The organism is Arthrobacter sp. AG367, assembly GCF_007828995.1.
Classification (GTDB): Bacteria; Actinomycetota; Actinomycetes; order Actinomycetales; family Micrococcaceae; genus Arthrobacter.
The window spans coordinates 305,042-330,626 of record NZ_VIVE01000003.1 but is presented as its reverse complement, the minus strand read 5'-3'; the positions used below and the strand labels follow the sequence as shown (position 1 = coordinate 330,626).

22 protein-coding genes are annotated in these 25,585 nt (G+C 66.7%); 10 read left to right on the top strand and 12 right to left on the bottom strand.

Annotated elements, in window-relative coordinates; translation table 11 throughout:
- Nucleotides 1-94 precede the first annotated feature (94 nt).
- Both FB478_RS11195 and FB478_RS11190 read left to right on the top strand, forming a co-directional pair.
- On the top strand, nt 95-856 hold the full coding sequence (locus tag FB478_RS11195) for an isoprenyl transferase (protein WP_018770176.1): 762 nt from the start codon (nt 95-97) through the stop codon (nt 854-856).
- Nucleotides 857-1,095: 239 nt separating this feature from the next.
- Nucleotides 1,096-2,514: a PhoH family protein gene (locus tag FB478_RS11190; protein ID WP_018770175.1), complete on the top strand. Its 1,419-nt coding sequence runs from the start codon at nt 1,096-1,098 to the stop codon at nt 2,512-2,514.
- 384 nt (nt 2,515-2,898) lie between these two features.
- Here FB478_RS11190 and FB478_RS11185 read toward each other — a convergent pair whose 3' ends face one another.
- Together FB478_RS11185 and FB478_RS11180 are read right to left on the bottom strand one after the other, a co-directional pair.
- Entirely contained in the window at nt 2,899-3,546 is a 648-nt protein-coding gene (locus tag FB478_RS11185; protein WP_056393480.1) for a GNAT family N-acetyltransferase, read from the bottom strand.
- A 36-nt stretch (nt 3,547-3,582) separates the two neighbouring features.
- A complete protein-coding gene (locus FB478_RS11180) occupies nt 3,583-4,383 on the bottom strand; it encodes a hypothetical protein (RefSeq protein WP_056393483.1) in 801 nt (266 codons plus the stop codon).
- 59 nt (nt 4,384-4,442) lie between these two features.
- On the opposite strand from FB478_RS11180, the gene FB478_RS11175 reads away from it, so the two are divergent.
- Nucleotides 4,443-4,988, top strand: a complete 546-nt coding sequence (locus tag FB478_RS11175; protein ID WP_018770171.1) for an A24 family peptidase — start codon at nt 4,443-4,445, stop codon at nt 4,986-4,988.
- A 42-nt stretch (nt 4,989-5,030) separates the two neighbouring features.
- Entirely contained in the window at nt 5,031-5,501 is a 471-nt protein-coding gene (locus FB478_RS11170) for an NUDIX domain-containing protein (RefSeq protein WP_056393485.1), read from the top strand.
- A gap of 22 nt (nt 5,502-5,523) precedes the next feature.
- Here FB478_RS11170 and FB478_RS11165 read toward each other — a convergent pair whose 3' ends face one another.
- The 5 genes from FB478_RS11165 to FB478_RS11145 form a co-directional block, all read right to left on the bottom strand.
- Entirely contained in the window at nt 5,524-7,245 is a 1,722-nt protein-coding gene (locus FB478_RS11165; RefSeq protein ID WP_144600463.1) for an MDR family MFS transporter, read from the bottom strand.
- Nucleotides 7,242-7,910, bottom strand: a complete 669-nt coding sequence (locus FB478_RS11160; protein WP_056393489.1) for a TetR/AcrR family transcriptional regulator — start codon at nt 7,908-7,910, stop codon at nt 7,242-7,244. The genes FB478_RS11165 and FB478_RS11160 overlap by 4 nt, the downstream gene beginning before the upstream one ends.
- Nucleotides 7,911-8,039: 129 nt before the next feature.
- Entirely contained in the window at nt 8,040-9,467 is a 1,428-nt protein-coding gene (locus FB478_RS11155) for a class II fumarate hydratase (RefSeq protein WP_018770167.1), read from the bottom strand.
- 87 nt (nt 9,468-9,554) lie between these two features.
- Nucleotides 9,555-10,169 carry a carbonic anhydrase gene (locus FB478_RS11150; protein ID WP_018770166.1) on the bottom strand — a complete coding sequence of 205 codons (615 nt, stop codon included), beginning with the start codon at nt 10,167-10,169 and terminating at the stop codon, nt 9,555-9,557.
- Nucleotides 10,170-10,178: 9 nt separating this feature from the next.
- Entirely contained in the window at nt 10,179-10,859 is a 681-nt protein-coding gene (locus FB478_RS11145; RefSeq protein WP_395858350.1) for a DUF4245 domain-containing protein, read from the bottom strand.
- 224 nt (nt 10,860-11,083) lie between these two features.
- On the opposite strand from FB478_RS11145, the gene glpX reads away from it, so the two are divergent.
- Together glpX and FB478_RS11135 are read left to right on the top strand one after the other, a co-directional pair.
- Nucleotides 11,084-12,106, top strand: coding sequence for a class II fructose-bisphosphatase (gene glpX / locus FB478_RS11140; RefSeq protein WP_018770164.1), 1,023 nt, complete (start codon nt 11,084-11,086; stop codon nt 12,104-12,106).
- An 88-nt stretch (nt 12,107-12,194) separates the two neighbouring features.
- On the top strand, nt 12,195-13,250 hold the full coding sequence (locus FB478_RS11135; protein WP_056393491.1) for a peptidoglycan bridge formation glycyltransferase FemA/FemB family protein: 1,056 nt from the start codon (nt 12,195-12,197) through the stop codon (nt 13,248-13,250).
- Between the two features lie 78 nt (nt 13,251-13,328).
- On the opposite strand, the gene manA is transcribed toward FB478_RS11135, so the two are convergent.
- The 4 genes from manA to FB478_RS11115 all read right to left on the bottom strand — a co-directional run bounded on the left by manA (nt 13,329) and on the right by FB478_RS11115 (nt 18,092).
- Nucleotides 13,329-14,573: a mannose-6-phosphate isomerase, class I gene (gene manA, locus FB478_RS11130; RefSeq protein ID WP_144600461.1), complete on the bottom strand. Its 1,245-nt coding sequence runs from the start codon at nt 14,571-14,573 to the stop codon at nt 13,329-13,331.
- Nucleotides 14,574-14,654: 81 nt separating this feature from the next.
- Nucleotides 14,655-16,304 carry an LCP family protein gene (locus FB478_RS11125; protein WP_018770161.1) on the bottom strand — a complete coding sequence of 550 codons (1,650 nt, stop codon included), beginning with the start codon at nt 16,302-16,304 and terminating at the stop codon, nt 14,655-14,657.
- 10 nt (nt 16,305-16,314) lie between these two features.
- Complete coding sequence (purE, locus tag FB478_RS11120; RefSeq protein ID WP_018770160.1) at nt 16,315-16,899, bottom strand: 5-(carboxyamino)imidazole ribonucleotide mutase; 585 nt, start codon at nt 16,897-16,899, stop codon at nt 16,315-16,317.
- On the bottom strand, nt 16,896-18,092 hold the full coding sequence (locus FB478_RS11115; protein ID WP_082581842.1) for a 5-(carboxyamino)imidazole ribonucleotide synthase: 1,197 nt from the start codon (nt 18,090-18,092) through the stop codon (nt 16,896-16,898). The genes purE and FB478_RS11115 overlap by 4 nt, the downstream gene beginning before the upstream one ends.
- Before the next feature lie 174 nt (nt 18,093-18,266).
- Here FB478_RS11115 and FB478_RS11110 point away from each other — a divergent pair, with 174 nt between their 5' ends.
- Nucleotides 18,267-18,827, top strand: a complete 561-nt coding sequence (locus tag FB478_RS11110) for a GtrA family protein (protein WP_018770158.1) — start codon at nt 18,267-18,269, stop codon at nt 18,825-18,827.
- A gap of 14 nt (nt 18,828-18,841) precedes the next feature.
- On the opposite strand, the gene FB478_RS11105 is transcribed toward FB478_RS11110, so the two are convergent.
- Entirely contained in the window at nt 18,842-19,543 is a 702-nt protein-coding gene (locus tag FB478_RS11105; protein WP_018770157.1) for a TIGR03089 family protein, read from the bottom strand.
- Between the two features lie 392 nt (nt 19,544-19,935).
- Between FB478_RS11105 and FB478_RS11100 the strand changes: the two genes are divergently transcribed.
- From FB478_RS11100 to FB478_RS11090, 3 genes are read left to right on the top strand one after another with little or no spacing between them, the layout of a single operon-like run.
- Nucleotides 19,936-20,469: a WhiB family transcriptional regulator gene (locus tag FB478_RS11100; protein WP_018770156.1), complete on the top strand. Its 534-nt coding sequence runs from the start codon at nt 19,936-19,938 to the stop codon at nt 20,467-20,469.
- Between the two features lie 29 nt (nt 20,470-20,498).
- Complete coding sequence (locus FB478_RS11095; RefSeq protein ID WP_018770155.1) at nt 20,499-23,867, top strand: glycosyltransferase family 2 protein; 3,369 nt, start codon at nt 20,499-20,501, stop codon at nt 23,865-23,867.
- Nucleotides 23,860-25,566, top strand: coding sequence for a DUF5719 family protein (locus tag FB478_RS11090; protein ID WP_056393495.1), 1,707 nt, complete (start codon nt 23,860-23,862; stop codon nt 25,564-25,566). The genes FB478_RS11095 and FB478_RS11090 overlap by 8 nt, the downstream gene beginning before the upstream one ends.
- Nucleotides 25,567-25,585: the final 19 nt, after the last annotated feature.

Below are 25,585 nucleotides of genomic sequence, written 5' to 3'. Positions count from 1 at the left end.
TGATGTTCCCGGGGTACTGGCCGTGCCAGCCGGCCACGGGCGGTAGCCTAGGATGTGGATGTACGTACGGCAGGAAAGTCAGGTGAGTGGACGCGTGGAGTTGCCCGGGTTCCTCTATGGCTATTACGAACGCCGGCTGCTTAGGGACCTTCCCCGCGACCGGATCCCCCGCCATATCGGCGTCATGGTGGACGGCAACCGCCGCTGGGCCAAGCAGTTCAACGCACCCACCAGCCAGGGCCACCAGGCCGGGGCGGACAAAATCCACGAATTCCTCGGCTGGTGCCAGGAACTCGGCGTAAAAGTGGTGACGCTCTACATGCTGTCCACGGACAACATGAACCGCTCCAGCGAGGAACTGGACCTCCTGATGGGCATTATCGCCAACACCCTGGACCGGCTGGACGAGGACGCCAACATCTCGGTACACGCCATGGGCGCACCTGAACTGCTCCCGGACTACCTGGCCGAGCGCCTTAACAAGCTCACCGCCAGGACACCCGTCCGGGAAAAAATCCATGTCAACGTGGCGGTGGGCTACGGGGGCCGGCGTGAAATCGTCGACGCCGTCAGGGAACTCCTGCACGACGCCGTCGCCAAGGGCATGGACATCTCCAAGCTTGCCGATGACCTGTGCGTTGATGACATCTCACGCTTCCTGTACACGCGCGGACAGCCGGATCCGGACCTGGTGATCAGGACGTCGGGGGAGCAGCGGCTATCCGGCTTCCTCATGTGGCAGAGCGCCTACAGCGAGTTCTACTTTTGCGAGGCCCTCTGGCCTGCTTTCCGCAAGGTGGATTTCCTGCGCGCCCTGCGCGACTACGCCGGCCGCCAGCGGCGCTTTGGCACCTGAAACCCCCGGTTCATAACAAGTTCACACACCTGCAAGAGAAATCGCCGCGTAATGGTTGCGGAAATTACCCCGGGTGGATTTACGTTATATCCATCAGCAGGCAAAACCGCCGGCTGATCGGGGAGGCCAGTACATGGAGCGAAACATCGCACCGGTTGTATGGGAGGCCGGACCCGGCCTCTTGGCCGAGCCGCCTCACCAATAACAATTCCGGGCTGGCGCCCGGGGCTGGAGTCGATGTGGCTACTTCTGAACAACTGCCCGAGGTCCTGTTTGGACTGGGTGGAAAAGCTACCTCTCGCGCCGAGCGAGCTACCTCTGAAACCGGCGCAGCAACTGATGCTGCGGCCGGTTTTGCTGTCTCCGGAAGGGAAGCCGACATCCACACCTTCGTCATCGACACCTCCGTCCTCCTCTCGGATCCGCGCGCACTCCTGCGGTTTGCCGAGCATGAGGTAGTGGTTCCCGTCGTGGTCATCACCGAACTCGAGGCCAAACGGCATGACCCCGAACTCGGCTACTTCGCACGGAAAGCCCTGCGGCTCCTGGACGACCTCCGGGTCAAGCACGGCGGCCTGAACCAGCCCCTTCCCATCGGCGACGAGGGCGGGACCCTGATGGTGGAACTCAACCACATCTCGTCCGAGGTGCTGCCGTTGGGCTTCCGCAGCGGGGACAACGACAGCCGCATCCTCGCCGTCGCCAAAAACCTTGCCAACGAAGGACGCAACGTTACCGTCGTGTCCAAAGACCTGCCCATGCGGGTCAAGGCGTCCGCCATGGGACTCACCGCCGACGAGTACCGCAACGAACTGGTCAAGGACTCCGGTTGGACGGGTGTTGCCGAAATCGAAGCGGACGAACAGGAGATTTCCACCCTGTACGGCCACGAGCCCGTCTTCATCCCCGCGGCCGCCGAGCTGCCCGTCAACACCGGGCTGGTCCTGCTGTCCAACCGCGGCTCCGCGCTCGGCCGGGTGGGCGCCGACAAGCAGGTGCGCCTGGTCAAGGGCGACCGCGACGTGTTCGGCCTCCACGGCCGGTCCGCCGAGCAGAGGCTGGCCATCGACATGCTGATGGATCCCGCCGTCGGCATCGTTTCCATTGGTGGCCGCGCCGGCACCGGCAAGTCTGCCCTTGCCCTATGCGCCGGCCTCGAGGCGGTGCTGGAACGCCGCGAACACCGCAAAGTGATCGTCTTCCGGCCCCTTTACGCGGTTGGCGGACAGGAACTGGGCTACCTGCCAGGTTCGGAGTCCGAGAAAATGAACCCCTGGGCGCAGGCCGTGTTCGACACCCTCGGGGCCTTGGTCAGCCAGGAAGTAGTGGAGGAGGTCATGGACCGCGGCATGCTCGAGGTCATGCCCCTCACCCACATCCGCGGACGTTCCCTGCATGACGCCTTCGTGATCGTCGACGAAGCACAGTCCCTCGAAAAGAACGTGCTCCTGACGGTCATGAGCCGCATCGGCCAGAACTCCAAGATCGTCCTCACCCACGACGTCGCCCAGCGGGACAACCTGCGGGTCGGCCGCCACGACGGAATCGCCGCCGTCGTCGAAACCCTGAAAGGACACCCCCTCTTCGGCCACGTCACCCTGACCCGCTCCGAACGCTCGCCCATCGCCGCCCTGGTCACCGAACTTCTGGAAGGTTAGCGACACCTCGCTGAGGGCCGTGGCCGGGTTCGTCCCGCCACGGCCCTTTTCGTGCGTGGCCGTGGCCGGTTCGCCGGGCCACGGCCCTTCTCCGTCGCTTAGACACAACGCATAGGGCCGTCTCCGGTCGCTGGGCGACCTCCGGCGGCCGATGCGTCGCGATGCGCTCCTACGAGAAGGACCGCAGCCCCGCTCGAGCGGGATCCCTACCGGAAGTGTTCAGAAGGCGCGCCCTGGCACACGTCCGGTTCGAGTCCTTCGTGGAGGAGCGCATCGCCGACCAAAGCGTTGCGCAGGTCGCTCAGCGACCGGAGCAATGCGTCGGGAGGTGTCTAAGCGACGGCGAAGGACTCGGGGCGGACGAATCCTGCCACGGTAAGGCAATCAGGTGACCTTGAGGAACTTGGCCACAGCCTCGTGGCCTTCTACTTTCAGCTCCCAGTCGGGGCGCTTGAAGGTCTCCGGGGTGACGCGGACGTGCTGGAGTGTTTCGATTTTGGGGCCCCAGGCTTTGCGGGTGGTGCCGTTGAGTTCGTAGCCGAGGGAGCGGGACACGCCAAGGGAGGCGCTGTTCCAGATGGCTGCCTCGGATTCGGCGACTTCTGCCCCCAGCCAGTCAAAGGCCCAAAGGACGACGGCGGCACGCATCTCCTTGCCCAGGCCGCGGCCTTGAACGGACTGCTTGAGCCAGGATCCGGTGGTGACTGTCCTGAGGGCCGCGAAGTCCTTGGCTCCAACGTCCTGGCAGCCGGCGAACTGGCCTTCGTGCCAGATGCCGAGGAGCAGCGTCCAGCTTTCGGGCGTGCATTCGGCCCGGCAGCGCCAGTACCAGCGGGCCATGTTGGGGCCCAGCTCCTCGTCGGGCAGCTCGGTCCAGGGAGTGCTGAAGGGGTTCCTGCCGGCGTCATGGATTCCGCCCCGGGCCGCCGCCACGGCCGCGGGGATGTCCTGGTCGGTGATGGGGCGCAGCTCCAGCCGCGGCGTGGACAGCGTGAGGTCGAACAGCGGCCAGATGGAGCCCAGGGTAGTCATCCGCGAAGCCTAGCCGATCGGTGGCATGCGGGGTTGTCATGCCTTGGCGGCGATGTCCCAGCTGATGTGCCGGCGGACGTCGGTGAGATTCATGGACTGTGCCAGGAAGAGGTCATCGAGCATGTACTCATCCACGGCGAGGATCCGGATCCAGTGGCCATACTCCCCGGTTTCCTGCTCCAGTGACTGGCTGGATACGCAGACGCCGGTACCCATGTCCACCCGCAGGAGTGAACTTCCGGGAAGGCAGAGGGGGGCGGCAGGATCGCCCGGGCGGTAGGCGGCGCTGGGGGCCACCACCGCCTCCAAAACCGGCCGGCCTTCGTGCTCGGCGAAGCGGGTGTCCCGGATGTCCAGGGCGTTGCTGCCCGGGAACTCGATGGGCACGGGGGCGTTCCCGGCCAATTCCACGGGGTCCAGGGCGGCTGAAAAGCGTCCATTTCCGAACCCGGGCTCGCCGTAGGCGGCTTCCGGCCGGCGGCGGACCAGTCCGGCGTCGTCGTACACGGGTGTGACCAGGTGCGGAGGGAGCAGCCAGGACTTACGGGTGGCGCTGACGTAGATGCCGTCGCGGGAGTCATTGATGCCTGTGGTGCTGTGAAGGACCAGGCCCTCAGGGCTTTCAAGGCGGAGCGCCCCCGGCCGGCGGAGCCACGCACGGACGAAGGGTGCACCGGGCGTGGGAGCTGACGCAAAGGCCTGGTCCCAGTACTCAAAACGCAGCGCCTGCCACTTCCAGGGGGAAGACCGGCAAAGGTTCCGGAACATCGCGGCCAGATCCGCGGGGATGGAAGGAGGGCCCGGAACCGCCCGGCGCCGGGAGTCCCAGGTCGACATATCCACATTTTACGCGGGGGTGCTACGGGCGGAATGGTGGATCCAGTAGCATCCGAGGGGTGATCGGACGACTCGGCGAACTCTGGCAGCACACCCCGCTGGCCTTCTGGCTGGTACTGGCGGCCTGCCTTTACTTCGCGGTGATGGCGGTCCGGCTCACCATTATCGACGTCCGGCACCACCTCCTGCCCAACAGGATCGTCTTCCCGTCCTATGCGGTGGCCGGTGCGCTCCTCCTGGCGGCGGCCGCGGTTGCCTGGGCCGGTCCCATGCCGACTGCAGGGAACACCGGCGGGATCCTGGCCATCCCTGCCCTCCGCGTTGTGGCCGGCGCCGCGATCCTGTGGCTGTTCTATTTTGTCCTCCGGTTCATCTATCCGCCGGGGATGGGGTTTGGCGACGTCAAGCTGGCGGGAGTGCTGGGAATGTACCTTGGCTACCTCAGCTGGGGCCATCTGTTCGCGGGCACGTTCCTGGCGTTCCTGCTGGGCGGGTTGTGGTCACTGGCCCTGCTGGCGGCCCGGCGGGGCACCCTGAAGTCCGCCATCCCGTTCGGCCCGTTCATGCTCGCCGGCGCCGCCGCCGCGATGCTGCTGCCCGCGTGAGCTGCCTGCGATGTTGCCCGGGCTGTTCGATAGGCTGGCGGTATGCCTGCACCTGAATACGTCCTGAAGCTGCGCGAGAAGATCGGCAACGATCCCATCTGGGTCCCCGGGGTGCGGGGTGTCGTGGTGGATGATGCGGGCCGTATCCTGCTGGCCCAGCGGGCAGACAACGGGCAGTGGGCGCTGGTGAGCGGCATGCTGGACCCGGGGGAGCAGCCTGCACGGGGGCTCATCCGGGAGATCTTCGAGGAAACAGCTGTGGTGGCCGAAGCGGAACGTGTGGTGTCCGTGGGCGCGGTGGGGCCGGTTACCTATCCCAACGGTGACATCTGCGAGTTCCTGGACGTGGTGTTCCTGTGCCGTTACGTCTCCGGCGAAGCCAGGGTCAATGACGACGAATCCCTGGCTGTTGGCTGGTTCAGCATGGACGACCTTCCCGAACTCATGCCCGGCCACCTCACCAGCATCCGCCAGGCACTGGCGCCCTCCGGAGCCGTCCACTTCGAGCCCTGAAAAACCGGGTATCCGACGGCGGTCAGCGGCCCGGCGAAACCAGCTCGCCGTCGTCGTCCTTCACGTGGTCCCCGCGCCCACCTGCGTCATAATCAGTGTCCCGTCCAGTGTCCGCCTTAGTGCCGGCGGCGCCTGCGGGAGCTCCGGCGAGGCCGGCGGCGAGCCGCTCGGCTTCTTCGCCGCCCACTGCCTCGCCGCGGGCCACCATCCCGGCCGTGTCCGAGAGCGGAATTTGCTTCAGCGTGAGGGCCAGGAGCAGTGCCGCGGCGATGAAGGGGAGCAGGTACCAGAACACCGGTGCCAGCGAGTCGGCGTAGGCATTTACGATAGCGTCACGCAGTTGCTCCGGGAGCTGGTTCAGTGCCTGCGGGTCCAGGGTCCGGGTGGACTGCCCGGCCTGCTCAGCGGTAGCACCTGCCCCCGTGAAAGCGTTGGTCAAGGCCTCCGAAAGGCGGGTGGTGAAGATCGAGCCGAACACCGCCACGCCCATGGCTGCGCCCACCTCGCGGAAGTAGTTGTTGGTGCTGGTGGCGGTGCCGATCTGGTCGGCCGGAACGGAGTTCTGGACCACCAGGACCACCACCTGCATGATCAGGCCGAGGCCGGCCCCGAACAGGAACAGCTGGACGCAGATCACCCAGATGGGGGTGCTGGCGGCAAGCGTGGTCATCCACAGCATGGCGGCCATGGTGAGCACGGCACCGAGGATGGGGAACATCCTGTACCTTCCGGTCCTGGAGATCCGGATACCGGAGTAGATGGACGTGCCCATCAAGCCTGCCATCATCGGCAGCATCAGCAAACCGGATTCGGCTGCCGACGTGCCGGACGACATCTGCAGGAAGGTGGGGACGAACGCGATGGCGGAGAACATGCCCAGGCCAAGGGTGAAGCCAATGGCCGTGGCATTGATGAAGATCCGGTTCCGGAACAGGCTCAGCGGAATGATGGGGTCCTCAGCCCGCCGCTCCACCATCACGAAAGCGGCGGCGGAAACCAGCAGTCCGGCACCAAAGGCCCAGGTGAGGGGTGAATCCCAGCCCTCGTCCTTCTTGCCGCCAAAGTCGGTGAAGAAGATCAGGCAGGTGGTGGCCGCGGACAGCAGCACAACGCCCAGCACGTCAATCCGCTTTTCTGCCTTCTTGTTGGGAAGGGTCAGGGCGAACCAGGCAATGGCGAAGGCCGCAAGGCCCACCGGGATGTTGATATAGAAGGCCCATTCCCAGGTGAGGTGGTCCACGAAGAAGCCGCCCAGCAGCGGTCCGGCTACGGCGGAGAGCCCGAAGATGGCGCCGAGCGGGCCCATGTATTTGCCGCGCTCCTTGGCGGGAACGATGTCGGCGATGATCGCCTGGGACAGGATCATGAGGCCGCCGCCGCCCAGGCCCTGGATGGCGCGGAAGATGACGAAGCCCCAGAAGTCGGTGGCCAGTGCGCATCCAACAGATGCCAGGGTGAAGAGCGCGATGGCCACCAGGAAGAGGTTGCGCCGGCCCAGGATGTCGCCGAACTTGCCGTAGATGGGCATCACGATGGTGGTGGCCAGCAGGTAGGCGGTGGTGATCCACGCCTGGTGCTCCACCCCGCCCAGCTTGCCCACGATGGTGGGCATGGCGGTGGAAACGATGGTCTGGTCCAGGCTGGAGAGGAGCATGCCCGCGATCAGTGCGGAGAAGATAATCCAGATGCGTTTTTGCGTCAGCAGCAGGGGTCCTGCCGGTGCCTTGGTGGTGGCGGTGCTCATGGTTGTCCTTTTGCGGCAGTGTCCGGGATATCGAAGGGTTGGGAAAACAGGACGCTGGCTGCGGAGATGTTCTCCAGCAGCAGGTCCGGGTAACTGCGGGTGTTGCCGTCGGAGAAGTAGGCCATGCTGCTCTTGCGGGCGATGGTACTGAGCAGCACTACGGCCATCTGCACCACGGGGTGGTCGGGGGCCACTCCTTCGCGGCGGGCCACGTCCCTGGCGAACTGGGCTTCGCGCTGCTCCGTGACGCCAATGATGCGGAGGATGAGCTGGGGCTCCTTGTGGACGACGCCAATCAGCTGCCGGGTTTCCTCTTCGGAGGCTGACATGCCCTCGGCCAGGCGGAGCGAGAGCCGGATGAGGTCGCGAAAGAGTGTGGGGGAGATTTCGCCGGCGGGAGAGTCTGCTCCGCCGGCAACGAACTCGTCGATTGCTTCGGCCGGGATGTCGTCTTCGGCGTGCCCGATGATGGCGTCTTCCTTTGTGGGGAAGTAGTTGAAGAAGGTGCGGCGCGATATTCCGGCGGCGTCGCATACTTCCTCCACGGTGTAGCCGTTGAGGCCCCGCTCGGCGGTCATGGCGCGGGCGGTTGACGTGATGGCGCTGCGGGTGGCTGCGCGCTTCCGCTCCCTGAGGCCCGTCTCCGAACTTGCACTCAAACTCATGGAGTAAAGTTTTGCACTATTCAGTTATTCGTGCAACTTATGAAAGAGGCCTTAAAAGCAGTACGACGACGGCCGGCACCTTTCGCAGGAAAGGTACCGGCCGTCGTCGTACTTTTGGGCGGTGGTTCGTCAGGCCTTGTGGGCGGGGGACGTCATGGTGGTGACGTCCAGTGCCTTCTCGAGGTCGGCCTCGGAAACCTTGCCGTCGCCGTCGCCGACGAAGCCGAGCTTCTCGGTGGCCTGGCGGATGGTCAGGCCCTCCTTGACGGCGGTCTTGGCGATCTTGGCGGCGTTCTCGTACCCGATGTACTTGTTCAGCGGGGTGACGATGGACGGGGAGGCCTCGGCCAGGAAGCGGGCGCGCTCCACATTGGCCGTGATGCCGTCGATCATCTTGTCGGCCATGACCCGGCTGGTGTTGGCCAGCAGGCGGATGGACTCCAGCAGGTTCGCGGCCATGACCGGGATGCCCACGTTGAGCTCGAAGGCGCCGTTGGTGCCGGACCAGGCGATGGCGGTGTCGTTGCCGATGACCTGGGCAGCGACCATGATGGACGCTTCGCAGATGACCGGGTTGACCTTGCCGGGCATGATGGACGAGCCCGGCTGGAGGTCGGGGATGGCAATTTCGCCAAGGCCGGTGTTGGGGCCGGAACCCATCCAGCGGAGATCGTTGTTGATCTTCATGAACGAGATGGCGATGTTGCGCAGCTGGCTGGACGCCTCGATCAGGCCGTCGCGGTTGGCCTGCGCCTCAAAGTGGTCGCGGGCTTCGGTCAGCGGCAGGCCGGTGTCCGTTGCCAGCAGCTCGATGACGCGCTCAGGGAAACCGGCAGGGGTGTTGATGCCGGTGCCCACGGCGGTCCCGCCCAGCGGAACCTCGGCAACACGGGGGAGCGAAGCGTTGATGCGCTCGATGCCGTAGCGGACCTGCGCGGCGTAGCCGCCGAACTCCTGGCCCAGGGTCACCGGGGTGGCGTCCATGAGGTGGGTGCGGCCGGACTTGACGACGTCCTTGAACTCAACAGCCTTGCGCTCCAGCGACTCGGCAAGGTAGCCCAGGGCGGGAATGAGGTCGTTGATCAGGGCCGAGGTGGCAGCTACGTGGACCGAGGTGGGGAACACGTCGTTTGAGGACTGCGAGGCGTTGACGTGGTCGTTCGGGTGGACCACCTTGTCGCTGCCGGCGGCCTTCAGGGCGCGGGTAGCCAGTTCGGCCAGTACCTCGTTGGTGTTCATGTTCGAGGAGGTGCCGGAGCCGGTCTGGAAAACGTCGATGGGGAAGTCGCCGTCGTACTTGCCGGCGGCCACCTCATCGGCAGCGTCTGCAATCGCCTTGGCCAGCTCGCCGTCGAGCACGCCCAGTTCTGCGTTGGCCTGGGCGGCAGCCTTCTTGACCCGCGCCAGCGCCTCGATGTGGGTGCGCTCAAGGGTCTTGCCGGAAATGGGGAAGTTCTCCACTGCCCGCTGCGTCTGCGCGCGGTACAGTGCGTTCACGGGGACGCGGACTTCGCCCATCGTGTCATGTTCAATGCGGAACTCTTCAGTGGAAGTCATGGGGCTAGCTTATGGCGATCCGGCGCCCCATCGAAAACCGTTAAGGGAGCTTTGCCGGCGGTCCAGTGGACCGCCGGCACGTGGGTCCTAGAGCTCGCCGATTCCGGAAACAAGGTCGGCGCGGCCCTCTGCCAACCGGTAGGAGAGCCCGATGACCGCGGTGCGGCCGCCCTCGATTGCGTCGGAAATCACACGCGAGCTGTCCGCCAGCCGCTGCGATGTCTGCTTGACGTGCTCCACCACCATGTCGTTGACCTCAGGCTGGTCATTCCGCAGGGACGTCAGGACCGAGGGTGTGATGCGCTCCACGAGGTCGCGGATGAACCCCGCAGGCATGTCGCCGGTCTCAACGGCATCCTTGGTGGCCGTCACGGCACCGCAGCTGTCGTGCCCAAGCACCACGATCAGCGGTACACCCAGCACGCCGACGCTGTACTCCAGGGAGCCCAGGACGGCGTCGTCGATCACTTGGCCGGCGGTGCGGACCACGAAAACGTCGCCGAGGCCGACGTCGAAAATGATCTCTGCGGCGAGCCGTGAATCGGAGCAGCCGAAGATCACCGCGAAGGGGTTTTGTGTCTCCACCAACGATGAGCGGTGGGAGGCATTCTGGTTCGGATGGGAGGACTGGCCTTGTACGAAACGTTCGTTGCCTTCGCGCAGGCGGCGCCAGGCCAGTGCAGGAGTCAGGTTAGTCGTCACGGCCCCACCTTACGGCGTAGGCGCACCCGACGGTGAAACTGTGACGGCGGGGCTGCCTTCAAGGGAGTTGACGACGGCGGCGGCGAGCGTTGCGAATTCGTCCAGTTGCGCGGCGCCGGAGAGGACGACGGTACTGCCCCTGTAGTTGAGCACCATCGACTTTTCACCCTTGCCGGTGTCGCGCAGTTCCCACTCCTTGCCGCCGGCGTTCCGTGAGCCGGTGACGGGGGCGTTTTTGGTCTGCTGGAGGAGCCAGGTGGGGTTGGCGCTCCTGGTCTGCACCAAACTGATGAAGGACGTCTTGGGGGTCACATAGCCAACCTCCCAGGTGGGCACGCCGCTGCCCGTGCCGGCTTCCCACCGGGCGTAGTTGGGGCGGAAGGCATTGCCGGTATCAGGGGCAATGGGTGTGAATCCCGCCACATCCGCCGCGTTGCGTGCCACCGAGGCAACATCGATGTCCGGCCGGTAGCCATCGCCCTTGGGCTGGGGATTCATGAGGACAACGGGCAGGAACGCCGCGATGCTGAGCACCAGGGCAATGATCATGCCGATCACGGAGGCGTTGGCGCGCTTGGCGGCCGCCGCCGGAATGACGGGCTTGACCGGGGTGTCCGCACTGCTGCCGGCGGGGCCGGAACGGCCCTCGGGCTGTGCCTGGCCGGAGCTGGGACTGGTGGCTTCCTGCATGTCATTCACCCCTCTATAGTCGCCCATCCCGGAGCCGGACTTCCATTCGGCCATGTCCCGGGGCGCGAGGGGGCTGCGGTGCACATTGCGCGGTTGCGTCATGGGCCGCCCTCGGCGCGGTGCCGCGACTATGATCGATAGCAGAGGAATCACCGTCCTGCTGCACCGGCGGGCGGGTTCAATGATCGCCACTCGAAGAAGAGGTTCACGTGTCACCAGCGTCCATGACCCAGAAGTACTCCACGATTTCATCGTCCCTTGCGGTGGGCCACGACGAGCCGGACCGCAACCTCGCCCTTGAGCTTGTCCGCGTCACCGAGGCCGCGGCCATTGCCGGCGGCCACTGGGTGGGTTTCGGCGACAAGAACACCGCCGACGGCGCAGCCGTCGACGCCATGCGTTCCTTCCTGCAGACCGTCCACTTCAACGGTGTTGTGGTGATCGGCGAGGGCGAAAAAGACGAAGCCCCCATGCTGTTCAACGGTGAACGCGTCGGCGACGGCACCGGCCCCGAATGCGACGTGGCCGTTGATCCCATCGACGGAACGCGGCTGACTGCACTGGGCATCAACAACGCCCTGGCCGTCCTTGCCGTTGCCGAGCGTGGCTCCATGTTCGATCCCTCTGCCGTGTTCTACATGGAAAAGCTCGTCACCGGTCCCGAGGCCGCGGACATGGTGGACCTGCGCCTGCCGGTCAAGCAGAACCTGCACCTGATCGCCAAGGCCAAGGGCGTGAAGGTTAACCAGCTCAACGTGATGATCCTTGACCGCGACCGCCACAAGCCGTTGGTGGAGGAAATCCGCGAGGCCGGTGCACGCACCAAGTTCATCATGGACGGCGACGTCGCCGGCGCCATTGCCGCGGCCCGCTCCGGCACCGGCGTGGATGCGCTGATGGGCATCGGCGGCACCCCGGAAGGCATCGTGGCTGCCTGCGCCATCAAGTCCCTGGGCGGCGTAATCCAGGGCCGGCTGTGGCCCACCAGCGACGAGGAAAAGCAGAAGGCAATCGACGCCGGCCACGACCTCGACCGCGTGCTTTCCACCAACGACCTGGTCTCCAGCGACAACTGCTACTTCGCCGCCACCGGCATTACCGACGGTGACCTTCTGAAGGGCGTCCGCTACTCCAAGGACAAGGTCCTCACCCAGTCCATCGTCATGCGGTCCAAGTCCGGCACCATCCGTTTCGTCGATGGCGAGCACCGCGCCGACAAGTGGGAAGGCTACGCCCGCAAGAGCTGATCCGCAGCCACTGCAGGATGTCAGGGCCCCGGGGCGCCGCGTGCGCACCGGGGCTTTGCCGTTAATGCCTTGGTATAGGGTTTAAGCCATGATTCCTGCTGTTGTGCCCTGTACTGACCGCGCCCTTTGGGACGAATACGTCGACCGGTTCCAGGGGCATCCGCAACAGCTGTGGGGCTGGGGCGAGACCAAGGCAACGCACGGCTGGTCCGTGGACAGGGTCCTGGTCAAGGCCGGCGAGGAAATCATTGGCTGCGCCCAGTTGCTGGTCCGCAGGCTTCCCGTCCCCTTCCGGGCGCTGGTCTACATTCCGCGCGGCCCCATGTGCTCCGTGGAGAACGCCCAGGTGGTCCTGAACCGGCTGGCCGAGCACGCTGCCCTCCGCCACCGCGGCGTGGCCCTCAGCATCGAACCCGACTGGGACCGCGACTCAGGTTTTGCCGGCGCCGTCGCGGCCGCCGGCTTCCGCGAGTCCGCCAACACCGTGCTCATCCCGCGCACGCTCATCCTGGACCTCACCCGTTCCGACGACGAACTGATGGCGGAGATGTCCAAGTCCACACGTGCGAACATCCGCAAGGCCATGCGAAGCGACGTGGAATTCCGCAAGGTCAAGAACGACTCCGAGCTGGAACAGGTGCTGGCCATTTACCACGACACTGCGGCACGGGCGGGCTTCGGGATCCACGAAGACCAGTACTACCGCGACATCTTCCGCAACCTCGGCGACGCCTCACCGATCATCGCCGCGTTCGCCGGCGAGCAGATGCTTGCCTTCACGTGGTTGTCCCGCAGCGGTGCCACCGCGTTCGAGCTCTACGGCGGGGTCTCTGCCGAGGGGCAGAAGCAGCGCGTGAACTACGGCGTGAAGTGGGCGGCCCTGCAGTCCATGCGCGAGGACGGCTGCAGCCGGTACGACTTCAACGGCCTGCTCAACGACGGCATTTCCGACTTCAAGAAGCAGTTCGCCAAACACGAAAACATGCTGCTGGGCACCTGGGACAGGCCGCTGTCGCCGTTCTACCCCGCATACGCCACAGCCATGCCGCTGGCCCGCAAGGGCCTCCAGCAGGGGCGCCGGCTGGTGAAGACCGCAGCTGGCCGTGTCGTGCCCCTGGTCCGGAAGCTGCGGCCGGCTAGCTGACCGCACTATGACAGGAGGGCGACGGCGGCACCCGGGTGGGTGCCGCCGTCGCCCTTTGTTGTTGCCGGCGCGGCCCTGCTAAAGACCGGTGGTCACCGCGAATGCCAGCGCCGTGCCGTCGCTGCCTGCCGCCCGGTGGACGTTGACCGGAGCTTCCGCAGCGGCGATGAATGCGCTGCCGCCGCGCGACAGCTGCAGGTCCCCCTTGGGGGAGTCGAGGTACACGTCACCTGCCACCACGATGATCACGGCCGGTCCGGCCTGGGCCAGTGGAACGGGACCGGCGTCAGGGCCCAGTTCGATGCGCTGCAGCTGGAATTCCCGGAACGGCGGGCGGAAGATGTCCTGGTCCAGCACCGTCTTTTCGGCGTCCAGCATCGGCACGGCCACGGGATGGAAGTCGATGGTGCGCAGGAGTTCGGGCACATCCACGTGCTTGGGCGTCAGGCCGCCGCGCAGGACGTTGTCCGAGGAAGCCATGACCTCCACGCCCAGCCCGTGCAGGTACGCGTGCACGTTCCCGGCAGGAAGGTAGACCGCCTGGCCCGGCTTCAGTGAGATCCTGTTCAGCAGCAGCGAAATCAGGACGCCGGGATCGCCGGGGTACTTTTCGTTGAGGCTGATGGCGGTACCCAGCTCTGCCTGGTATGGCTCAAGCGGAGCCCCGGACACCAGGGCTGCCACCACCAGGGCCGTTTCCTCTGCCACGTCCGTGCCGCCCGTGATCAGCCGTTCGAAGGCTCGGCGGAGCGCCGCACCCTCATCCGGACCGTCGAGGTCGCCAAGAAGGGCCCGGAGCAGCTCCGGCGCCTGTCCGCCGCCATGGACGGCAGCCGCAACGTGCTGCAAAATCTTCCGGGTCTCCGCAGCCGGCCGGAACCCGCACAGCGCCTCGAAAGGTGTGAGTGCCAGGATCATCTCCGGCTTGTGGTTGTCATCCTTGTAGTTCCGGTGGGCGGCATGGGGATCGATCCCGGCCTCATTTTCGCGCGCAAACCCCTCCCGCGCCTGTTCCAGGCTCGGGTGGACCTGGAGCGAGAGGGGCTGGGCTGCCGCGAGGATCTTGGCCAGGAACGGCAGCCGGGGGCCGAACGCGGAGACGGATTCAGCGCCCAGGAAATGCTCAGGGTCAGAGGAGATGAGGGCATCGAGCGGGCTCCGGGACCCGTCCTCGGGCAGGTGGGCCACCGAGGGAGAGTCAGGGTGTGCCCCGATCCACAGCTCGGCCTCCGGGCGCCCTGACTCGGGACGGCCCAGCAGCGAGGCGATGGCCGTCGTCGAACCCCAGGCGTAGTCCCGGAGGACGTTCTCAATCTCGTACAAAACCGTTCCGTTCCTTATGGGTGGGCAGATGTGTGGCCCTGATGGCTGGGCACTGGGTGTTTGGCCCGATGGGGCTGAAGGTTACAGCGGGGCGCACTGTCCGTTGGTCGCCACGAGTTGGCGGATGGCCTCTTCGTCGCCCGCGAGCTTGAGCTGGGTCAGCATCTCCTCGGTGATCGGCTCCCCGTCGGGCGTCGTGGTCACGGGGGTGAAGTCCGACGGCGAGGGCTGCTGGGCGGCATTGCCCGCGGCGGGCAGACTGGCGGGGACGGCCCCGCCAGCCTGGACGTGGCCGGCGCCGGCCTGGGGAACCGTGATCCCGTCGTCGGGAATTCCGGCCGACTGGGCACCCTTGGCGGATGCTGATGCCAGCAGCTGGTCCACGCGCTCATGGATCTGGTCGAAGTCAGGGTTGGTGGAGAACGAGGGGTCGAAGTCGGGCGGTCCGATGGTGAGCCGCTTGACGTCCTTGCCCTTCGCCTTGATGGCGAGGTCCAGGAAACTGCCCAGCTGGGCGGAGGAGATGTTGGACTCCACCACCTTTGTTCCGGCCCGGGCGATGTCCTCGAACTTGGACAGCAGGGTGGCCGGATCCAGCTGCTTCAACATGGCCTGCTGTACGCACTGCTGGCGCTGGATGCGGGAATAGTCGTCCACGTACTCGCGGGAGCGCCCGTACCAGAGTGCCTGGGCGCCGTTGAGCGTCTGGTCTCCGGCGGGGATCCATCCCAGCGGCATGCCGTGGGTCTTGGTGGCCTCGTCGAAATAGCCGCTCATGGGAACCCAGCCCCCGGCTTTGATCCGGATACCCCCCATGGCGTCGATGAGCGTCGAGAAGCCCTCCATGTCAACCAGGACGTAGGCCTGGATCTGCATGCCCAGGGTGCCGGAAACGGCCTCCATGGTCGCCTGGGCGCCGGGGTCTGCCACGCCGGGGTAGAGGTCGGCGTGTTCGTTGGTGACCTCGGTATTGATGGCGTTGATCAGGCATTCGTCACCGCAGTTGTACCCGTCAGGGTAGAGGGCGCGCATGGGGGAGCCGGCGCTGAACTGTGCATTCTGGAAATTCCGGGGGACCGAAATGATGGCGGTCTGCCCCGTCTGGGCGTCCACGCTCAGGATGGAGAGGCTGTCCGGCCGGCGTCCGGTGCGGTCGTCGCCGGCGTCGCCGCCCATCATGAGGAAGTTGTAGCGTCCGTCCACGGGCTCCATGGCCGGGCCGGAGGAAAAGATGTTGCCGATGGCGTTGCGGCCCACGTTCAGCAGGTAGGCGGCGTAGCCCAGGGAGCCGCTTCCCACCACCAGCGCGAGCACCAGGGCGATGCCGACGGCGGGACGCGCCCGCGGAGCCAGCAGGACAGGCCGGATGAGCCGGAGGGTGTTCAGGAAGAGGAAAGCCCAGCCGAGCGCCAGCGCCGCCAGCAGGACCACCAGCACCATCGACGTGATCGGGTTGGTGAGGATATTGATGACCAGGCTCCGGTTGAGCAGCAGCATGGCCACTGTCAGTACCAGGAGCGCCCACACGCAGAGCGTTACGCGCAGGGCAGTCCGCCCCAGCTTCCGGTCCCCGGCGACGAGTTGCGCGCTGCCCGGTACCAGGAGCGTCAACAGGACCAGCACGAACGCACGCTTGGTACGGACCGCGGGGGAAGCACTGACCGGATAGCGTACCGGGTCCGTCATGGAGGCGCCGGAGCCGGTGTTGAGCACGCTGCTGCTGCTGGCCATGCCCGCCGCCCTAACGGCTGCCCCGGAGAGCGCTTGAGCCGCCGGGGAAGACTTCGCTGACTTTTTGCCGCAGGCTGGCCCCCTTGCGGGAGGCGACGGCGTTGAGGTCGGCGGCGAAATCCAGGAGGTCCGCCCGCAATGAAGAGGCAAGCTCATCTGTGCCGGAGGCCAGCATCCGTACGGCCAGGAGCCCGGCGTTCCGCGCCCCTGCGATGGATACCGTGGCAACCGGCACGCCGGCCGGCATCTGGACGATGGACAGCAGGGAGTCCATTCCGTCAAGGGTCTTCAGGGGAACGGGAACGCCGATCACGGGCAGCGGCGTGACGCTGGCGAGCATGCCCGGCAGGTGGGCGGCGCCGCCTGCGCCGGCAATGATGACCCGCAGGCCGCGTTCGTGGGCGGTCTGGCCGTACCGGATCATCTCGGTGGGCATCCGGTGGGCCGATACGACGTCCGCTTCAAAGGGGATGCCGAACTCGGCCAGGGCGTCGGCCGCAGCCTCCATGACGGGCCAGTCCGAGTCGGAGCCCATGACCAGCCCCACCAGGGGACCGGCGCCGGAACCGGCGGCTGTGGTTGCTTCGGCGCTCATGCATTCTCCTCGAATATTGCGGAAGGTTCTTCGGTGCCAACCCGTCCATCACGGATGATGCCTGCCACGGCCGTGGCCCGCCGGCGCACCGCGTCGACTTCCGCGGTTGACGATCCCAGCAGGTTGACGTGGCCGATCTTACGTCCGGGCCGCACTGATTTGCCGTAGCAGTGGATTTTGGCGGCCGGCTCGGCGGCGAGAGCCATGGGGTAGGCGGAGTACAGGTCCTGGTTGTCCCCGCCCAGGAAGTTCTTCATGACCGCGACGGGCGCCAGCGCATCGGTGGCGCCCAGGGGCAGGTTCAGGACGGCGCGAAGATGTTGTTCGAACTGGCTGGTAATTGAACCGTCCTGGGTCCAGTGGCCGGTGTTGTGCGGACGCATTGCCAGTTCGTTGATAAGGAATCCGGCACCGCTGCCCGGTGTTTCGAAGAGTTCCACGGCAAGGACGCCGGTCACATCCAACTCGGCGGCGATGCGCAGGGCGGCGTCCTCCGCGGCGGCAGCAACCTCCAGCGGAATGTCCAGCGCGGGAGCAATCACCTCGTCGCAGACACCGTCCACCTGGATGGTGTGGACCACCGGCCAGGCCCGTGCCTCGCCGTCGGGCGTGCGTGCCACGAGGGCGGAGAGCTCGCGGGTGAACTCGACTTTCGCCTCTGCCAGCAGGGGACTCATGGCGGCAAACCAGTCCCCGGCTTCAGCGGCCTCGTCTGCTGAGCCCACGATCCGGACCCCCTTGCCGTCGTAGCCGCCCCGTGGGGTCTTCAACACGACAGGCCAACCGGTTTCGTCGCCGAAGCGGACCAGCGCGTCCACGTCCGCGACCGACGCCCAGGCCGGGTTGGGCAGTTCCAGCCGGTCGATGGCGGCACGCATGACCAGTTTGTCCTGGGCATGGACCAGGGCGTCCGGTCCGGGCTGGACGTTGACTCCGGCCTCCAGGAGGGCTCGAAGGTGGTCCGTCGGCACGTGCTCGTGGTCGAACGTCATCACGTCCAGGCCCTTGGAAAATTCCAGGAGCGTCTGCAGGTCCTTGTAATCGCCCACCGGCGTGGCCGGTACGGCCGACACTGCGGAAACGTCGTCGCCCTCGGCCAGGACGCGGAGTTCAAAGCCGAGTGCGGTAGCGGCAGGGGCCATCATTCGCGCGAGCTGGCCGCCGCCAACCACGCCTATCACTGGGAAAGTCACATCTGCCAGCCTACCGAAGAGGGGCCCGATCCCGCTTTTCCCGCCCGGCGGGGGACGCAGATTTTACGCCGCTGGGCTACCCGGTCTGCTGGCCGGCAACACATGCTCAAAGCTTTGGGGGCTAAAATGGGCATTTGGCCGTGTGGCCCACAGTTCGGACGGCCATGGAGGGTCATGTTTAGCGCACTTTCAGATCGTATCCGGGGACTCGCCTCACTCTTCTGGCGCGAGGTGGCCAAATTTGGTGCGGTGGGCGGTGTGGCGTTCGTCATCGACAACGGGCTGACGTATTACCTGATGCACGGTCCCATGTCGGACAGCGAGGCGAAGGCCCGCTTTGTGGGTGCCACTGTCGCTACCGTCTTCTCATGGGTGGCGAACCGTTTCTGGACGTTCCGTCACCGCCGCCAGGCCAACATCCTCCGCGAATTTGTCATGTTCGCCATCATCAATGGCATTGGCATCGGTATCTCCACCGGATTCACGGCACTGGCCAAATACTGGATGGGCATCGACGACAAGAACCTGCTGTTCCTGGCGGGTGTGGCCGGCATCCTGGTCGCCACGGTGGTCCGCTTCTTCGCGTACCGCTTCCTGGTGTTCAACGAGGAACTGGACCAGGAGCCGGAGTTCTCCCACGACCACGAGATCATCGAAGCCCACCGGCACAGGGAGCACGCACATGCCGCTGAACGCCCGGCTCCCACCCCGGCCGACGGCGGTCCGCAGGCCTAGGCTGTGCAACCTGATTAACTGCCGTGGATCCGTTCGTCTGCGAGCAGTTTGTCGGTAAGCGCCACGTCAGGATGGGTCAGCACCACGGAGCCGCCCTGCCGCCAGGCCCCCAGCGCGTTGGCCAACGCGGATTCCAGTCCCTGGTCTGCAGCAACATGCACCCTGGCTCCTTCCGAGTGCGGCAGGGCGAAACTGCTGGTCAGTTCGCTGTGCAGGATGGTTCGCCCATCGTGAGTCCGGAGCGCGCAGGCTGAAGGATCCGGGTCGGCGTGCGGCATGAACACATCCCCGTGGGACCGCACCTCCGCGGCGTAGTCAAGGCAGCCGGCGGGAAGCTCCCCGGTCCAGCGCATGGCCAGGGCGGGCAGCGCAACTGCAATAACGGCGTCGTCCTGTTCCCCGGCGCCGGCGGGATCGTCCGTGGCCAGGAAATCTGCCGGGCCGCCGTCGAGCACGGTTTCCAGTCCAAGCTGCCACCCGGCCAGGGCCCAGACCAAAGCCTTCCAATGGGCCGGCAGCGCGAGCCGCAGGCGCATGCCCGGCTCCGCATCCAGCTCGTCCTGCAACAGGTTGCTGGTCTTGGCCACCCAGTTGTCCAGGACCCGTCCCGACAGTTCCACCCGTTCCGAGTCGGGCCCGTACCAGGTCAGGCGGGGTGCCGTGGAATTTCCGGAGCGAAGGGTGCCCATCAGGTCTATGGCGGGGATTGTCGTCATGGCTTCATCCTGCCACCTTCCCGGGTCTCCCGGCGGTGCCCATTTCCTGGCGGCAGTTTCCTGCCGGCTCCCAGGGTGATAATAATCACACACACTGCTAAGCGTGCTTGCTATTTCGGCGGGGACCGGGTATTTTCCCCGCAGATCCGGAGAATTTGCGGTCTGTTTGGCCCTTGTCGGCACCCCGCGGCATCCGCCACGCCCGGGTGAATGGAAATCCCGGGCGTGGCGTGCGCAAACTTCCCAGGTTGGACTGTCTATTATCCCGGCAACGGCTTGACTCGCCCTAGTTACACACGTGTAATTAGGTAACTAAAGCAATTGCGTAAATACCGGCACACAACCGAGTGTCCACGTATCCAGGCAGTGGCTGAAACATCAGGAGGGTCGCCGTGGGGCAAGCAGAGCGTATCCAGGAAGATGCCGTCGTGGCCGGTCAGGCAACGGCAAAATACCGTGCGCGGGGGGTGCCGAGTGATTGGTATGTTGACCCCGCCGATCCTGATGCCGCAGAGCGGTACAACAGGAATTCCGGCAGCATCCTCGAGGACCAGGCCACCGCGTTCCTTGCGGCACACGAGGCCCTCCTTGACGGCGGCGCCGAGCCGGAAGACGACCTGGATCCGCCCATGGAGCTGGCAGCGCCCGGTACCGCCCAGCCGGTATGGATTGGACTTCCGCTCCAGCAGGACTTCGACGACGAGGGCGAACTTGGCTGGCAGACGGACGCATTGTGCGCCCAGACGGATCCGGAAGCATTCTTCCCGGAAAAGGGCGGCTCCACCCGCGATGCCAAGAAGGTCTGTGGTGCCTGCAACGTCAGGTCCCAGTGCCTGGAGTATGCGCTGGCCAATGACGAACGGTTCGGCATCTGGGGAGGCCTTTCCGAGCGTGAGCGCCGGCGGCTAAGGAAGCGAGCAATCTAATTCTTCAGGATGTCCATGTCACTGCCGTTGTGGTCGCCCACAACGGCAGTGCCTATCTGCCCAGAACCCTTTCGGCCCTGGCGGCCCAAACCAGGCCCGTGGACCGCGCCATTGGCGTGGACACCGGATCCCGCGACGACTCGCACAGCCTCCTTCAGGAAGCCTTGGGGGAGGCCGCCACTGTCAGCCACCCCCGGGGCAAGGGCGGTATGGGCGCCGCCGTCTCCGCCGCGCTTGGCGCGCTGGCGCCCTTCGAGGCAACTGTCGACGGTCCGGGTACGGAGTGGGTCTGGCTGTTGCACGACGACGCCGCGCCCGCCCCTGAGGCCTTGGCTGAACTCCTGGGCGCCGTGGAGCGTGCGCCTTCAGTGACTGTTGCCGGCTGCAAACAGCTGGACTGGCATTCGCCGCGGAAGTTGATGGATGTGGGTTTGTCCACCAGCCGGTGGGCGGAGCGGCTTACCCTGATCGACGCTGACGAAATGGACCAGGGCCAGTACGACGGCCGCACTGATACCTTCGCCGTCAACTCCGCAGGCATGCTTGTCCGGCGGGACATCTGGGAACACCTGGGCGGTTTCGACCCCGCCCTGCCCGGCAGCGGCGATGACGTCGACTTCTGCTGGCGTAACCGGCTGGCAGGCCACCGCGTCGTGGTGGTCCCCGCAGCCCGTATGTTCCATGTGGCGCACCGCCCGCACGCCCTTGGAAACCCGTCCGCAGCCCGGAAAGCGCAGGTCCACCTGCGCCTGAAGCACAGCCCGCTCTGGATGGTGCCCCTCCACGGCATCGGTGCACTGCTGGGCAGCCTCTTCAAACTTGTCCTGAGCGTTGTGGTCAAGGATCCCGGCCACGGCATTTCCCAACTCCTTGCCACTTGCGCTGCCCTTGGCCGGCCCGGGGCCGTGGCGAGGGCCCGGCGGACAGCCAAACGCACCCGGCGCATCCGCCGGTCCGTGATCCGCAAGCTCCAAACGCCCCGACGCGAGGTCTGGAGCCACCGCAGGTCGTTGATGGAGGCCCTGGGATCCGACGGGTCTGGCGCAGACCACCTCGTGCAGGACCCGCTCGCGCACCAGCCCACCGGCGATGCCGCGGACGATTTCGCCGCCCTGGCCACCAGCAAACGCGGATGGGTGGGTAACGGCGCCCTGGCTGCCGTCATTATTGCGGCGGTCGCCTCGCTCCTGGCCCTGGCGGGGCTGTTCCGCGCGGGGGCCGTAACCGGGGGCGCCCTGATTCCTGTCTCCGCCCAATTGGGCGATATCTGGCACCATGCCTCGAGCTGGTGGATCAGCCTGGGGGCGGGACTCCCGGGGCACGGCGATCCCTTTGACTACGTGCTCTGGATCATCGGCGTCCTCGGCGGAGGTGACGCCAACCCCGCCATGGCGTGGCTGCTCCTGCTCGGGGCCCCGCTGTCCGGACTCACCGCGTGGTTCGCCGCGGGCGGGGTCACAGTGCGCCGCCGGCTCAGGTTCGTGGCGGCGATTTTTTGGGCTGCTGCTCCAGCACTCCAGGTGGCACTGAACCAGGGTCGCGCCGGTGCGTTGATCGCGCACATCATGCTGCCGCTGGTGGTCCTGGGCCTGCTGCGCGCTACGGGCTCGGCGGTAGGCCACGGCCGTTTCAACCCCGCGTCAGCCCTTGACGACCGGCCGGCCGAACTGCCGCCGGCCAAGGCGGGCATCAACGGGGTGCCATCATGGACGGCCGCCGCAGCTGCCGGCCTTGCGCTGGCGGTCACAACGGCGTCGGCGCCCTCTTTGCTTGTCCCTGCGGCCGCGGTCATCGTGCTCTGCGGGGTCCTGCTGGGACGGCGCGGGCGGACAGTGTGGTGGGCGCTGTTGCCCAGTGCAGCCTTGTTTGTCCCCTTCGCGTTGTCGACGCTTGACCGGCCGAGGGCACTCCTGGCCGACCCCGGACTCCCGCTGGGATTCGACGCCGCCCCACTCTGGCAGCAGATCCTGGGCCAGCCCCTGTCATTCGACCCTGCTGGCGGCATACAGGGGCTGGCGGCCTTCGCGGGCGGACCGATGCCGTGGGCCCTGCTGCTGGCACTGCTGGTCGCCGTGCCCGTGCTGGTCCTTGCCGTGGTGGGTCTCCTGGGCCCCGGGCGGCGTGCCGGGACTGCCAGATGGTTCTGGGTTGCCGCGGTGATCTTCCTTGCCGGTGGATGGCTGGCCAGCCACGTTGCCACGGGCCTGAACGAGGACGTCCTAGTAACGCCCTTCACCGGACCGGCAGTGTCTGCCGCGTCCTTTGCCCTCCTCGCGGCAGCCCTCCTCGGAGCCGAGAAGTTGCTGTCCGCTGCGGCACGGGCTTCCGGTACCGGGGCCAAGACCCGGACTGCGGCACGCGCCGGCCTGGCACTGGGCCTGGTGGTACTGCTGGCAGGACCGTTGGCCGGAATGGCCGCCTGGTCCGCGCAAAACCTGCTGCGCCCGGCCGGAGCAACGGCCGCGCCTTCAGTGGCCACGCTGGGAGATGCCACCAGCCCAGCCCCTTCCGGGGCCGGGGGAGCCCTGGGCGCGCCGCGGCTGGTGGAAGCCACTGCCGGACGGTCCCTTCCCGCCACCGCCATTGACAGGGGGATCGGACCCGAGCAGACACGAACCCTCCTGCTCCGTACCGGCGACGACGGTACCTTCAACGCATCCCTCATGCGAGGGAGCGGCACCACCCTGGACAGCTTGTCTGCCATCGCCTCCGCACGGAACATCATTGGCGCTCCCGGCGCGGAAGAGGTACGTGGCGACGACGACGTCACCGCTGCGCTTCGACGCGTTGCAGCCACCCTGGTTGCCGGGCAGGGCGTGGACCCGCGGACGGACCTGGAACAACTCGGTGTCGGATTCGTGGTGCTCCGCTCCGCGGACACCGCAGCCCAGCTGACCGCCAGCCGGATGGATGCAGTTCCCGGCCTGGTGGCCGTGGGACAGACCGACGTTGGCTGGCTGTGGCGCATCAGCCCGCTGAACCAGCCGGTCATCCAGGCCGCCGATGTTGCCCACCGTGTCCGCATTGTCGATCCCCGCGGCGCGGTCACGGCGCTGGTGGCATCCGGAACTGATGAGGTCGACGCCGCAGTCCCGCCAGGTGCCGAAGGCCGTTTGGTGGTGCTTGCCGAACGCGCTGATCCCGGGTGGACTGCCTGGCTCGATGGGCGGAAGCTGACCTCCACCACCTCAGGCTGGTCCCAGGCGTTTACCCTTCCGGCATCGGGAGGCCGGCTTACCGTCCGGTACGAAAACCCGTGGTCCTTCTGGACTGCCGCCGCCCAGATCACGGTGATCGGACTGACAGTCATCCTTGCCATCCCCATGCCGGCCCGACGGCCGCGGACCGGCCTCTCCCGTGACGAGGGCTCCTTGCGTAAGGAACACCAACATGCATGACCACACCCCACCGGCCACGGCGCAGTCCGATGCCGGAACGCAGCCCGCAACCAAGCAGCCGGCCCCGGAGCGGACCGGGACCGGGACAGACAGGAAGGCATCCGGCCGCGGCGCTACCCGGCTGCCCGGCGCCAAGGGCCGCGCAGCATCCGCGGCCGGAGTGGCGGCAGGCGTCCTCATCCTTGCCGGCACCGGTGCCGTGGTGGCCGCGGGGTCATTGACGCCGCATCCGGAAACCAGCCGGACTGTGCCGGCCGCGGAAGCCGCTGTTCCCGCAGGAGCCAGCGTCGGAGTCTGCCCCGGGCCTGCGCGGCTGCTGGAAGGCACCGACGCGGGCACTGACGCCCAGTTCCGGCCCGAGTCAGCCACGGCCGCAACCAGGGTCAGCGCCGCTGTGCTTGGCGCGGGCGGCGTGCTGCCGGGGAGCCGGCTGTCAGGACTGGACGGAACGGCCGCCGTCGAAATCGCCAAGGACCCCGGCGCGGCGCCCACTGCCGGCACCCCCCAGGAGCTCCTTGCCGGAGTAGTTGCCGACCGCGCGGTGGACCAGGTCAATGTCCTCAGTGCCAACGCCCTGGCAAACCAGAACGCATCGGCTGCGGGTGCCATGAAGTACACGGCCAGCGACGGCGACCTCCAGGGCAGTGCCGCGGCGACGTGCGCGCAACCCTCCAACGACCAGTGGCTTGCAGGTGCCGCCACCACGCTTGGCCGCACCTCCGTGCTGGCGCTGACCAATGCCTCCAGCACTCCTGCCACCGTGAGCCTGGAGCTGTTCGGGGCGGGCGGTCAGATCCAGGCTCCGGGCAGCCGCGGACTGCTGGTTGCCCCCGGCACCACGCGCAGCGTAGTCCTCGCAGGGCTGGCGCCCAACGAGTCCCAGCTCAGCGTGCATGTCCGCAGCGCCGGTGGCCCGGTTGCCGCGTCAATCCAGCAAAGTGTCCTGCGCGGCCTTACCCCGGGCGGCGTGGATTTCATTAGCCCGGGGGCTGCGCCCGCAGTCCGCCAGGTAATGACGGGGGTGGACATCCAGGATCCGGCCGGTGTCGCTGCACTGACCGGGCAGCCGGGGTACCGGGACGCGGGCCCCGCCCTGGAGCTGACCGTTCCCGGCGCCTCCGACGCCGTGGTGGAGATCAAGCTGTACGGTCGGGACGGCCAGCATGCGCTTCCCTCCGGCGGTGTTATCACCGCGAAAGCCGGGTCAACCACGGAAGTATCCCTGGCCGGGGTTCCTGCCGGCCAGTACACCGTCGCGGCCTCATCCGACGTGTCCTTCGTTGCGGCAGCACGCATGGGCCGCGGCCTCCAGGCGGGTCAGCCCCTGGACGTGGCATGGGCGGCGTCCGCCGTGCGGCTCGGCAGCCAGCACGTGGTTCCCGTTCCCAAGGGAGGACTTCGCCAGCTGGTTTTCGGCGCCCTGGACGCCCGGGCCACCATCACTTACGCACCCATCACGGCTGATGGAAAGGTGCGGCCGGCGGCCACCGCGGACATCGCCGGGGGGACAACCGCCTCCATCAGCATTCCGGCACAGGCCGACGGGGCCGACGTCGTGGGCTATGTCGTGTCCGCGTCAGGCGGCGCAGCCTATGGAGCGGTGCTCGTGGGACAGGACGGCCGGAACGATGTTTCCTCCCTGGCTTTCCTGGCTGCTGCGGCCGGGCGGGAAACAGTCCCGGTCACGCTGGGCTACTAAAGGTTCCCGGCTGCCGTTA

Excerpts from the sequence above, each read along its gene's own strand:
- FB478_RS11180 (WP_056393483.1), bottom strand. The coding sequence starts at position 4,383 with ATGTCGACCTGGGACTCCCGGCGCCGGGCGGTTCCGGGCCCTCCTTCC.
- FB478_RS11145 (WP_395858350.1), bottom strand. The coding sequence starts at position 10,859 with ATGCAGGAAGCCACCAGTCCCAGCTCCGGCCAGGCACAGCCCGAGGGC.
- FB478_RS11155 (WP_018770167.1), bottom strand. The coding sequence starts at position 9,467 with ATGACTTCCACTGAAGAGTTCCGCATTGAACATGACACGATGGGCGAA.
- glpX (WP_018770164.1), top strand. The coding sequence starts at position 11,084 with ATGACCCAGAAGTACTCCACGATTTCATCGTCCCTTGCGGTGGGCCAC.
- FB478_RS11185 (WP_056393480.1), bottom strand. The coding sequence starts at position 3,546 with ATGACTACCCTGGGCTCCATCTGGCCGCTGTTCGACCTCACGCTGTCC.
- FB478_RS11110 (WP_018770158.1), top strand. The coding sequence starts at position 18,267 with ATGTTTAGCGCACTTTCAGATCGTATCCGGGGACTCGCCTCACTCTTC.
- FB478_RS11105 (WP_018770157.1), bottom strand. The coding sequence starts at position 19,543 with ATGACGACAATCCCCGCCATAGACCTGATGGGCACCCTTCGCTCCGGA.
- purE (WP_018770160.1), bottom strand. The coding sequence starts at position 16,899 with ATGAGCGCCGAAGCAACCACAGCCGCCGGTTCCGGCGCCGGTCCCCTG.
- FB478_RS11090 (WP_056393495.1), top strand. The coding sequence starts at position 23,860 with ATGCATGACCACACCCCACCGGCCACGGCGCAGTCCGATGCCGGAACG.
- FB478_RS11135 (WP_056393491.1), top strand. The coding sequence starts at position 12,195 with ATGATTCCTGCTGTTGTGCCCTGTACTGACCGCGCCCTTTGGGACGAA.
- FB478_RS11170 (WP_056393485.1), top strand. The coding sequence starts at position 5,031 with ATGCCTGCACCTGAATACGTCCTGAAGCTGCGCGAGAAGATCGGCAAC.
- FB478_RS11125 (WP_018770161.1), bottom strand. The coding sequence starts at position 16,304 with ATGGCCAGCAGCAGCAGCGTGCTCAACACCGGCTCCGGCGCCTCCATG.
- FB478_RS11160 (WP_056393489.1), bottom strand. The coding sequence starts at position 7,910 with ATGAGTTTGAGTGCAAGTTCGGAGACGGGCCTCAGGGAGCGGAAGCGC.
- FB478_RS11165 (WP_144600463.1), bottom strand. The coding sequence starts at position 7,245 with ATGAGCACCGCCACCACCAAGGCACCGGCAGGACCCCTGCTGCTGACG.